Origin of the sequence: Rhodococcus sp. NPDC057297 (genome assembly GCF_042667435.1) — a bacterium.
Classification (GTDB): Bacteria; Actinomycetota; Actinomycetes; order Mycobacteriales; family Mycobacteriaceae; genus Rhodococcoides.
This window is the reverse complement of record NZ_JBHUZE010000002.1, coordinates 70,626-81,864: the sequence shown is the minus strand read 5'-3', so window position 1 is coordinate 81,864 and position 11,239 is coordinate 70,626. Positions and strand designations below refer to the sequence as shown.

The window sequence follows — 11,239 nt, the reverse complement described above, 5'->3', positions numbered from 1 at the left end:
TGACACAGATATTGTTTACCGGCGCTGATGCAGGATAGCGTTACCTCATCTTGTCGATCCCGTACCCAGAGGCCTCGTGAAACGCGCACCGATCTTCCTGTCCCTTCTCGCCACCGCAGTACTCGTCACCGCATGCGGGTCGAGCGAGAACCCCGCTGATCCGAGCACCACACCGGCGACGACCCTGGCGACACCTACGGCCGCCGAGGCCCCTGGCCCGACGGGCATTCCCGACGGGATGGGCTCCCCCGGGGTCGACGACGGCGTCTTCCCCCGCACCGTCGTTCATTTCGGCGGGTCGACGGCAATTCCGGCCGAGCCCAAGCGAATCGTCGTCATCGCCACCGGCCAACTCGACGCGGTACTGACACTGGGCGTCGCTCCCACCGGCGTTGCCTACGGTGACGGAGCAGCCCTGGTTCCGGACTACGTCGGCCGCGAATTCCCGCAGTTCAGCGCCGAGATGGCAGGGTTCGTCGACGTCGGGAACAGGCAGGCCCCCGACCTGGAGGCCATTGCAGCGCTGGAGCCTGATCTCGTTCTCGCGAACAAGGCTGGTTCCGAGGACATTTACGAGACATTGTCGGCGATTGCGCCGACGGTGTTGACCGAAGGCACGGGCGTCAACTGGAAGCAGGATTTCCTGCTGCTCGCGGATGCTCTCGGCCGAACCGAGCAGGCGCAGTCGTTCGTGGACGACTTCGTGGCGCGTGCACAGGATCTCGGAGATCAGGTCGGTGACGACACCGTGTCGTTCGTGCGGTTCACCGCCGACCGCGCCCGAGTGTTCGGGGTGCCGTCGTTCGCCGGCTATATCGCCTGGGATGCAGGTCTTGCACGCCCGGAAAGCCAGCAGTTCGACAAGACGTCACAGGATTTCAGTGAAGAAGAGATCCAATTGGCCGATGCGGACTGGGTTTTCGTCGGCAGCCAGGACAACGGCCCGGGTTCCCGGCAGCAGACGTACACCACCAACCCACTGTGGACCGGGATGAGCGCGTCCACCGAAGGCCACATCGTGACCGTCGACGACGATCCGTGGTACCTCAACGCCGGTCCGACCGCGGCGACGATCGTTCTCGACGGACTCACGGAGACGTTGACCCGGTAGAGCAGTCGAATGGGGAACGTGCGCGTTCCCCATTGCTTCGTCTCGATAGGTTGCACACAACTTAGTTGTGCACTACATTCGTTCTCATGTCAGACGACCTCGCACTCGACCGTCAGGTGTGCTTCGCGCTGTATTCCGCATCGCGGGCTACCACCGCGGTGTACCGCCCGATGCTCGAGCGCCTCGGCGTGACATATCCCCAGTACCTCGTCCTTCTGGTGCTGTGGGAAAAGGACGGACGCGGTGTTCGAGAGATCTGCGCAGAACTGGATCTCGACACCGGCACACTGTCTCCGCTCCTGAAGAGACTGGAAGGACTCGGCCTCATCGAACGTCGCCGCTTGGCGTCGGACGAGCGTCGAGTCGAAATTCATCTCACCGAAGAAGGCAAGGACCGTCGCCGTCATGCCCTCGACATCCCGAGAGAGCTTGCGGGCAAGACCGGCATGACCGTGCAGGACCTCGAACACCTCCGCGACTCGTTGATCACACTGACCGACGCGCTGCACAACACGAAAGGCGTATCCGAATGAAGACGATCTACACCGCAGAAGCACTGGCCACCGGCGAGGGACGCAACGGGCATGCCCGCACATCCGACGGCCGTCTCGACCTCGACCTCGCGATCCCCGAGGCCATGGGAGGAAGCGGCAACGGCACCAACCCCGAGCAGTTGTTCGCCGCCGGATACGCCGCATGTTTTCACTCTGCCCTGCAGATGGTCGCTCGCCAGGACAAGGCCGACGTCACCGACTCGGCAGTCGGCGCCCGCGTCGACATCGGACCCAACGACGCCGGCGGCTTCCAGCTCGCTGTGACGCTCGAGGTGACGCTGCCCAACCTGGCGCGTGACGACGCTCAGGCTCTCGCAGACAAGGCCCACCAGGTCTGCCCGTACTCCAATGCCACCCGCGGCAACATCGACGTGACCGTGACGGTCACGGAAGACTGAGGCGATACCGCATGCAAGCCAAGGAAATTCATCTCGCATCCAGGCCACACGGCGAGCCCGCGCCGGAGAACTTCCGGACGGTGACCACCGATCTGCCCGCCCTCGAGGACGGTCAGATCCTGGTACGCAACCTCTTCATGTCGGTGGATCCGTACATGCGCGGACGAATGAACGACGTCAAGTCCTACGTACCGCCATTTCAGATCGACGCCCCCCTCGACGGAGGAGCCGTCGGAGAGGTCGTGGAATCCAAGAACGACAACATCGCGGTCGGCGACGCCGTCTCCCACGGCAAAGGATGGCGTGATCTCGCTGTTCTCGACGGTGATTCGGCTCGTGTCGTCGACCTGAAGAAGGCGAACGCGTCGGCGTACCTCGGCGCGCTCGGCATGACAGGTCTGACCGCATACTCCGGACTGACTGCTGTTGCCCAGTTCAAGCCAGGTGACACAGTGTTCGTTTCCGGCGCGGCCGGCGCCGTCGGTTCACTCGTCGGACAAATTGCCAAGGCTCTCGGCGCTGCGCGCGTGATCGGCAGTGCAGGCTCGCCGGCGAAAGTGAAGCGGCTGCTGGAGCTCGGTTTCGACGCAGCGTTCGACTACCACGACGGACCGGTGAAGAAGCAGCTCGCGGAGGCCGCACCGGACGGAATCGACGTCTACTTCGACAACGTCGGCGGCGATCACCTCGAAGCAGCCCTTGCGTCCGCCAACAAGTACGGCCGATTCGCACTGTGCGGGGCGATCTCTCAGTACAACGCCACCGAGCCGACCCCGGCTCCGCGCAACCTCGCCCTCGCCATCGGAAAAGAGTTGACGCTGAAGGGATTCATCGTCGGCTCCTACAGCCACCTCGCCGGAGAGTTCTCCGAGAAGATGGCCGGATGGCTCGCCGACGGCGTCGTCGAATGGGACGAAACCGTCGTCGACGGTCTCGAGAATGCGCCTCGCGCGTTCATCGGGCTGCTCCGCGGTGAGAACACGGGAAAGATGGTCGTCAGCATCTGACGTCCAGGCGCCGTGGAGGGGCGACCCGATACCGGTCACTCCCCACGGCGTCATAGCCCGCCCAGCGATGGAAAGCTCACGCCGGTAAGCCTTTCCGATCTGTCCCACAGCGCCTCCTGCACCGCCCGGTCACGCGCGGGCCGACTGGGAGCGACGATCGTCGGATACCCACGCAGCTCTTGACGGCCACCAGGTCCGATGTACAAGCCGCCGGTGACCTCTGGGGATGTCGCCGCGTACAACTCCGGCAGAGCACCCATCCCTGCGGACTGAGCCACGATTCGGTTCCCCACCGACAACAACGCATCCTGCACGGACTCCGTGTGGCCCTGCAGGTTCGTCGTGGCGTACCCGGGATGTGCGGCAACGGACTTGATCGGCGACGTCGCCGCGTTCAACCGTCTGTCCAAATCGAGCGCGAACATCAAGTTCGCCAGCTTCGACTGCCCGTACGCCGGCCACCGACGATACCGCCGGCGCGAGTAGTTCAGATCGTCCAGATGTATCCGACCGATCCGGTGCAGGCCACTCGACATGGTGACAATGCGGTCCGTGATCTTCTCGATCAACAGTCCCGTCAGAGCGAAATGCCCCAGGTGGTTGGTGCCGAACTGCATTTCGAACCCATCGGCCGTCCGACGCTCCGGCAGCGCCATCACGCCCGCATTGTTGATCAACACGTCGACTGTGTCGACGGTGTTCGCGAACGACCTCACGGACGACAGGTCCGCCAGGTCCAACCGGCGCACATGGGCACGAGGCCCGATGCTGCGTGCGACTTCGTCGCCTTTGCCGGTGTCGCGGCAGGCGAGTACCACGTCGGCACCGGCTGCCCCGAGGGCCCGGGCCGTCACCTCCCCCAGCCCGCTGTTGGCCCCTGTGACGATGAATCGTCTGCCCGTCTGATCCGGGATGTCCGACGTGGTCCAGCCTCGCTGCGCGCTCACCGACCGAGCCTAACTCTGCACCGGCGTCAGGACGCCCTTATCTTCTCGCTCGCTGTCGCGGACACCTCGTTCATCGGCGGCCGGTCGAGTCCGAGGACATCACTCGTCACGCCGAAGAACGGGTCGCCCTCGGAGCCGAACGCCGTCAACCCGACGGCGGAGTCCGCAATACCGAGTCGTCCGAACATCGTCGCCATTATCTGCCTGCTCATCACCGCCAGCTCGGACGTCGGCCGGTTGCGATGCTCGCGCACACCGAGGCCGACCTGACCGATCGAGTCGACGCCCAGACGCCGGTACGTGTCGATGAGAATACCGATCTCGACGCCGTATCCGGGGGCGAACGGTATCGACGTGAGGAGCTCGCGTGTCCCGCCGTACTCGCCACCCAACGGTTGCAGAACTCCGGCGAGGTCCGGTAGCAACGCGGCCAGCAGGGGACGCGCCACCATCTCGGTCACTCGCCCACCGCCGCTCGGAGAGGTCATCCCGTCGACTCGGAGTGGCCGACGATAGAACCCCTTGACCAACTGCACCCCGGTGTCCAGCAGTAGCGGTCCCAGAAGCGATGGTACGAACCGAGGGTTCGGGTCGAGCAGGTCGGAGTCGACGAACACCACGATGTCTCCGTCGGTCGCGGCCAGCGATCGCCACAGAACTTCGCCCTTGCCGGGTCGGGGTTGCAGATGCGGTACCGCCTGCTCACGGGTGACAACCCGGGCGCCCGCCCGACGCGCCTCGGTTGCCGTCGCGTCGACGGAGCCCGAGTCCAGGACAAGGAGATCGTCGACGAGACCGCCGAGCAGAGGCCGAATGGACCGAACCACAGCCGCTACCGTCGCCTCCTCGTTCAACGCTGGCAGAACGACCGACACGGTTCTGCCCTGTTTCGCGTCCGTCAATTCTTCGACGGTCCACAGCGCCTCGCGCCACGAATTGCGCACGACGTCGCTCATCTACGCCACCCCGAGCGACCGGGCAAGCAGCGGCCAGGAGTCGTGCATGTCGCCTTCCCAGTACCCCCACGAATGTGTGCCGTTGTCTCGGAAGTTGTAGGTCGCCGGGATCCCCAGAGCATCGAGGCGAGCCCGCATCATGCGCGAACACCGGTCGGTCGCCGACTCGATCAACGCTCCGACGGCCAACTGTTCCACGAGCTTTCCCGGACTACCTGCCACATCCGGACCGTCGATGGTGTCGAGTGGCCCCGGCAGTCCGCTTCCACTGGAGATGTAGAGCTCGGTGCCGCGCAGCTTCTCCGCGTTCACGTAAGGATCGTTGTCCACCCATGCCCGATCCGAGTCCGGGCCCCACATGTTGAGAGTGTTTCCACGACCGCGCATTTCGACGACGGACTTGACATACGCGCGCCCGACCGGATCCGATGTCATTGCGCATCCCGAGTACGACGCAGCCGCCGTGTAGAAACCCGGATGGGCAAGGGCCAGTTGGAACACCGAGGTTCCCGCCATGGAGATACCTGCGATCGCGTTGATCCCGTTACCGCGAAATTCTGTGTCGACCACCGCGGGCAGTTCGCGAGTGAGAAAGGTCGCCCACTGGTTGCGCCCGAGAACGGGATCGTCGCGGTACCAGTCGGTGTAGTAACTTGCCGCGCCTCCTGTGGGTGCGACGACATTGACCTGCTCGTCGCTGAAGAACCCGGCGATGTCCGTGCGGTCGAACCAACTGCTCCCACCGTCGCCACCTGCTGCCCCGTTGAGCAGATACAAAGTCGGAGCGGCAATTTCGGGGTTCGCCGCCCGGTACACCGTGACCGGAATCGGCCTGCCCATCGAGGGAGAGAAGACGTCCACGACGCTTGTCCGATCACCGATCACCCGGTTCGAGACGATCGCGGCACCGCCGCCGGGTTCTGCTCCCGCACCTCCAGCGGCAACGCAGGACAGCAGGCACGCCGACACGACGGCGGCAAGCAGTTTCAGAGCAGGGCGGTGGGGCATTCGTGAAATGGTATGTCGGACTGCATTACCGATCGGGTCGACAGTCGAGAATTAAGAGAAGTAGGTGCTGGAGCAGGCCATGTTTGGGCCGTCTCACAAGCCGAAAACCGTCGCCAAGCACTGCCTGCACGACCATGATGGATCCCGCGTCGGCGCGCTTCGCGCTGCGCATCCGAATACACCTTGTTGTCGGGAAAAGGGGTCCACGTGGTCAGTTTCGGTCTCATCGGCGATTGGAAACCACAGCCAGGACTGGTGACGACATGGACCGCGACACCCGAGTCGAGGGCACGAGTGCACGCGGCGCCGCCGCATTCGACACCCGCGTCGCACATCCAGGAGGAGTACCTGAAGTCCGCGTACCGAAATCGCGACTCGGGCTTTCGGTTCTCTCGATTGTGCCTGGTGACCTTCGACATCTTCGAACCACTGGACCCGGCGTCCATGGATCGCGCGATCAACGGTTTCGTCCGACGACACGACACGTTCTCGACGTGGTTCGTCACCGACGACACCGGTGTCGTGCGCCATCAGGCCTCCGCGGACGACATCGAACTCGCACCGACGGAACACGGCAGATTCGACGACGAGGAAGCCCTGCGTGTCCACGTACAGAACACCACACCAGGACCGACGTCGTGGGACTGCTTCTCGTTCGGCGTGATCGATCGCGGCGAGGAGTTCACCGTCTACGCAGCGGTGGATCATCTCGACACCGACGGCATATCCCAAGCTCTGACCTTCTTCGAGCTGCGCTCGCTCTACACCGATGCGGTCGCCGGGACGCTGGACGTGCGGCCCTGCCTCGGCAGTTACCTCGAGTACTGCGCCCGCGAACGCACCGCATCCGCCGAGTTGTCGCTCGATTCGCCCGACGTGCGTCAGTGGGTCGATCTGGTGAAGGCCAATGGCGGAGACTTACCGTCTTTCGCTCTTCCCCTCGGTGCGCTCGAGAGATACACACGATCCGAGGTGTCCACGCACCCCCTCTTCGACCGGGCCGAGGGCGAGGCGTTCGACGAGGCCTGTGCCAGGTTCGGAGCGAAGTTCATCGGAGGCATTTTCGCTGCGGCAGCGATCACCGAGTACGAACTCGCCGGCCACCACACCTACCTCGGCCTGACCCCGAAGAGCACCAGGAGCATGCCCGCCGAGTTCGGCGCGATCGGCTGGTTCTCCAGTCTCATCCCCGTTCAATTTCCTGTCTCGGGGACACAGACGTTCTCCCATCTCGCCGGGGTCGCGCAGCGCGCGTTCGACGCAGGAAAGGCGCTGTCCGACGTCTCGTACCACCGGGTCCTCGAACTCGTGACACCCGACATGGGGATTCGAACCCAACCCGGCTGGTCAGCGCCGATGATCTCCTACGTCGACGTCCGTACGTTGCCTGGCGCGGACATCGTCTCGAGCGTCAACGGTGGCCTCTTCGGAAATCAGGGCAGTTCCGACGAGGTGTACCTGTGGATCAACCGATTCGAGGACGAGACCGGGACGACCTTCATGTACCCGGGCACCGACGTCGCACGGGACTCGGTGTCGCGGTACAACGCCAAGATCAGTGAGATTCTGCAGTCCGTCGCGACCACCGGCGACTACTCGTTCGCGCAGGCGATGACCGGAAAAACCGCGTAGGACAGTGCAACCCCCACGGCGCACGGCACGGCGCAGGCTCGCCGCGTGCCTGTTGGCCGTGTTCATGCTGATGATCGACGTCACGATCGTCAACGTGGCTCTTCCGTCCATCGCCACCGACATCGCCGCCGGGTCGAGCGCGCAATCGCTGATCGTGTCCTCCTACACGTTGGCGTTCGCGTGCACCCTGCTGACCGGGGCGTGGCTGGGCGGGATCGTGGGCCGCAGAACCGTGTTCGTGTCCGGCATGTCGGTGTTCGTCGCTGCGTCGATTCTGTGCGGGGCAGCCGATTCGCCTGCGCTGCTCATCTCCGCGCGAGTCCTGCAGGGCATCGCGGGCGGAATGGTGTCCGCGCAGACCGTCGCGATCATCGCCACGTCGTTCCCACGCGAGCGCCACAGCGTCGTGTTCGCGCTGTACGGTGCCACCGCGGGCGGCGCGGCGATTCTAGGTCCGTCGATCGGAGGGATCCTCGTCTCGTTGGACATGTTCGGTTGGGGCTGGCGGTCGGTGTTCCTCGTCAACGCACCGCTCGGCGTGGGCGCGATGGTGATCGCGGCCGCGAGCTTGTCGCGTGAGAAACCCGCAGGGGTTCAGCATCTCGACGTTCTCGGAGTTGTTCTGTCCACCCTCGGACTGATCCTTCTGATCTATCCGTTGGCCCACAGCTACGAGCACGGATGGAGTATCGCAGGCACCTCGGCAGTGCTCGCCTCGCTCGCGGTCCTTGCGCTGTTCGTACTCCACGAACGCCGATGGAGCCGAGCCGGACGAAACCCCATGCTGAGGCTGGATCTGTTCCGGCAACGTACGTTCGCACTCGGCTGCGCGCTGTCCGTCCTGATGTTCGGCTCGTTCACCGGTTTCTTCTTCACCGTCTCGCTGAGCCTGCAGTTCGGACTGGAGTTGTCACCGATGCGCACCGGCGTGATCACACTGCCGTTCGCCGTCGGTGCCGCAGTGTTCTCGGTTCTGTCTCCGACCTTGTTCGCCAGGCTGGGAACTCGGATGCTCCCGCTCGGTTTCGTACTCTTCGGAGTATCCATGATGTGCTTCGCCGCCCTCACCTACCGCGAGGACACAGCACGCAGCCTCGCCCTGCTGGCACCACCACTGTTCGTCGGCGGCGCTGGAATCGGTGTCTTCGTCGCACCGTTGCAGACGACGATCGTCTCGGGCACCGACGACACGACCGTCGGGTCGGCGTCGGGGTTGATCCCGACCGTCCAACAGGTCGGTCAAGCCGTCGGAATCGCCCTCGTGGGACTGCTGTTCTTTCAACAACTGTCGGCGCTGTCGGACGCACTACCACCGGACAGCACCGGGTGGGTTGCCGCACAGCCGTACATCGTCGCTCAGCGTCACGTGTTCTTCGTACTGTCGGCCGTCGTCGCGTGTGCGGCGGTGCTTGCCCTCGCCTTGCCCAAACGGGTCACAGGTCCTCCACCCGTTCCCGTACCTGTCTGATCAGCCGCCCCGCCCGAGAAGAAGGAAAGATCCGTGCGTTCTCGCATCACCGCTCTGTTCGTAGTGCTGGCAGCCGTCGGCGCCTTGGTCGGATTTCCGGCCGCCGCTGCCGCGGACCCGGTCGACCTGATCGCCGACCCCGATCCGTTCTACGCCGCACCCGCCGACGTGGCCGACGCCGCCAACGGCGACGTCCTCGACAGCCGACGCGTCCCGACGTCTGCGTACCCGGGCACCGACGTGTGGCAGGTCAAGTTCCGCTCCACCGACTCCGCAGACGATCCGATCGCGGCCGTGACGACGGTCCTGATGCCGCAGGGACGCGGCGCGGGCACCCCACTCGTGTCGTACCAGGCGATCGTCAACGCCCTCGGCACCAAATGCGCCCCGTCGCACGGATTGTTCTCCGATGAATTGATCGAGGCGCCCGCCGTGTATCTGGGCATGGTCGCCCGCGGCTGGGCAGTTGCCGTGCCGGATTATCTCGGCCCGACGGCAGCCTACGGCGCCGCGCGAATGGCCGGCCAGATCACCCTCGACGGCGTACGAGCGGTGAAGCAGTTCGAGCAATTGCCGCTCCGTGACTCCCCGGTCGGCCTACTGGGCTATTCCGGCGGCGGTCTCGCGACATCCTTCGCTGCTGCGCTCGCGCCGACGTACGCGCCGGATCTCGACATCGCCGGAATCGCCGAAGGCGGAATCCCGTCCGACCTGGCGCAGATCGCCCAGAACCTGGCGTACAGCCCGCTACCGCACCCGGGCTTCGGCATGGCGATGGCGGTGGCGCTCGGGCTCGAACGCGAGTACCCGGGCCGATTCCCCATCACCCCCAACCTCAACGACCGGGGAATCGCACTGCGCAACAAGATGTTCAACGAGTGCCGACGCTCGATCCTGATCGACGGTGCCTTCAACAGCGCTCGTGACCTGAGCACCGCCGCATCACTGGCGGACACACCGAGCGCGCAACAAGTACTCCGCGAGAACAGTGTCACCTTCTTCGACGGAGTCCCGACGGCACCGCTGTTCGTATGGCAGGGCGTCAACGACTTCATCGCTCCGTACCAGCCTGTCGCCGACATGGTCGACCGATACTGCCGATCGGGCGCCGACGTCGTGTTCCGCGGATACCCTGCGGCCGAGCACTTCTCCGCGACCGTCCTCGGCCTCCCCGAGGCCTACCTCTGGCTCGACGCCCGGTTGCGTGGCGAGCCCGCGCCGAGTGACTGCTGACGGCCGGCAACTAGGGTGGGTGCATGGCGCGTGCTCCCCTACCCGTGCGCGACGGGCTCGGTCCGACTCGGGTTCGTATGCCCGACGAACCGAGCACTGTCACCGTGTTGCAGTATCTGATTTCGCGGTTCCCGCAGGACGAGAGGAGGCTCCGCGAGAAGGTTGCACTGGGTGAGGTCGTCGATGCAGGCGGCAATCCCATCTCGCCGGATTCCGTGGTGCGTCCTCGCGCCGATATCTATCTGTACCGAGACCCACCCGTCGAGCCGGTCGTGCCGTTCCCGATGGAGATTCTGCATCGCGACGAGAACCTTCTGGTCGTGGACAAACCGCACTTCTTGGCGACGACACCCCGCGGTGCCTACGTAGCGCGGTCCGCGCTGGTGGTTCTCCGTCGGGAGCTCGACCTGCCGGATCTGTCACCCGCGCATCGCCTGGATCGACTCACGGCAGGTGTTCTCGTGTTCACGACCAGGCCGGAGGTGCGGCGCGCGTACCAGGAGCTGTTCGCGGCTCGTGCCGTCACCAAGATCTACGACGCCATCGCTCGCCACGACCCGAATCTGGCCGTTCCACTGGTGATCAGAAGTCGAATGGTCAAGGAGCGCGGTGTTCTTCGCGCCGAGGAGGTACCGGGCGAACCGAATGCCGAGACACGGGTCGAGGTCGCAGCCGTCCGCGACGGCTGGGCAAGATACACGTTGACACCGAAAACCGGCCGCACACATCAACTTCGGTTGCACATGAGCTCACTGGGAGTGCCGATCGTCGGGGACAACTTCTACCCGACGTTCCACGAGGTCGCCCACGACGACTATTCCTGTCCCCTGGCACTGTTGGCGCGAGAGCTCAGCTTCGACGATCCTTTCTCCGGCGAACGGCGTGTCTTCGCAACCCGTCGAACGCTCGATTTTCCGTCCTGACA

At 64.6% G+C, this 11,239-nt stretch carries 11 protein-coding genes; 8 read left to right on the top strand and 3 right to left on the bottom strand.

What is annotated here, in order from left to right; genetic code table 11:
* The first annotated feature begins 76 nt into the window (after positions 1–76).
* The 4 genes from ACFULT_RS06245 to ACFULT_RS06230 all read left to right on the top strand — a co-directional run bounded on the left by ACFULT_RS06245 (position 77) and on the right by ACFULT_RS06230 (position 3,070).
* Positions 77–1,111, top strand: a complete 1,035-nt coding sequence (locus tag ACFULT_RS06245) for an ABC transporter substrate-binding protein (RefSeq protein WP_378480949.1) — start codon at positions 77–79, stop codon at positions 1,109–1,111.
* Positions 1,112–1,197: 86 nt separating this feature from the next.
* Positions 1,198–1,644 (top strand): MarR family winged helix-turn-helix transcriptional regulator, encoded by a 447-nt coding sequence (locus ACFULT_RS06240; RefSeq protein ID WP_037103548.1) that lies wholly within the window; start codon positions 1,198–1,200, stop codon positions 1,642–1,644.
* Positions 1,641–2,063: an organic hydroperoxide resistance protein gene (locus tag ACFULT_RS06235; RefSeq protein WP_037103546.1), complete on the top strand. Its 423-nt coding sequence runs from the start codon at positions 1,641–1,643 to the stop codon at positions 2,061–2,063. The genes ACFULT_RS06240 and ACFULT_RS06235 overlap by 4 nt, the downstream gene beginning before the upstream one ends.
* An 11-nt stretch (positions 2,064–2,074) precedes the next feature.
* A complete protein-coding gene (locus tag ACFULT_RS06230; RefSeq protein ID WP_378480948.1) occupies positions 2,075–3,070 on the top strand; it encodes an NADP-dependent oxidoreductase in 996 nt (331 codons plus the stop codon).
* A 50-nt stretch (positions 3,071–3,120) separates the two neighbouring features.
* Here ACFULT_RS06230 and ACFULT_RS06225 read toward each other — a convergent pair whose 3' ends face one another.
* From ACFULT_RS06225 to ACFULT_RS06215, 3 genes are read right to left on the bottom strand one after another with little or no spacing between them, the layout of a single operon-like run.
* Positions 3,121–4,017, bottom strand: a complete 897-nt coding sequence (locus ACFULT_RS06225; protein ID WP_378480947.1) for an oxidoreductase — start codon at positions 4,015–4,017, stop codon at positions 3,121–3,123.
* A gap of 26 nt (positions 4,018–4,043) precedes the next feature.
* A complete protein-coding gene (locus ACFULT_RS06220; protein ID WP_378480946.1) occupies positions 4,044–4,973 on the bottom strand; it encodes a glucosyl-3-phosphoglycerate synthase in 930 nt (309 codons plus the stop codon).
* The gene (locus ACFULT_RS06215; RefSeq protein ID WP_378480945.1) at positions 4,974–5,981 is read right to left on the bottom strand and encodes an alpha/beta hydrolase; all 1,008 of its coding nucleotides are present in this window, start codon (positions 5,979–5,981) and stop codon (positions 4,974–4,976) included. It lies immediately after the preceding gene.
* A 207-nt stretch (positions 5,982–6,188) separates the two neighbouring features.
* Here ACFULT_RS06215 and ACFULT_RS06210 point away from each other — a divergent pair, with 207 nt between their 5' ends.
* Genes ACFULT_RS06210 through ACFULT_RS06195 form a run of 4 tightly spaced genes read left to right on the top strand, consistent with a single transcriptional unit; the run spans position 6,189 to position 11,237 of the window.
* Positions 6,189–7,613 (top strand): condensation domain-containing protein, encoded by a 1,425-nt coding sequence (locus ACFULT_RS06210; protein WP_378480944.1) that lies wholly within the window; start codon positions 6,189–6,191, stop codon positions 7,611–7,613.
* 4 nt (positions 7,614–7,617) lie between these two features.
* Positions 7,618–9,081, top strand: coding sequence for an MFS transporter (locus ACFULT_RS06205; RefSeq protein ID WP_378480943.1), 1,464 nt, complete (start codon positions 7,618–7,620; stop codon positions 9,079–9,081).
* Between the two features lie 33 nt (positions 9,082–9,114).
* The gene (locus tag ACFULT_RS06200) at positions 9,115–10,314 is read left to right on the top strand and encodes a lipase family protein (protein ID WP_378480942.1); all 1,200 of its coding nucleotides are present in this window, start codon (positions 9,115–9,117) and stop codon (positions 10,312–10,314) included.
* Positions 10,315–10,337: 23 nt separating this feature from the next.
* Positions 10,338–11,237, top strand: coding sequence for a pseudouridine synthase (locus ACFULT_RS06195; protein WP_378480941.1), 900 nt, complete (start codon positions 10,338–10,340; stop codon positions 11,235–11,237).
* Positions 11,238–11,239 lie beyond the last annotated feature (2 nt).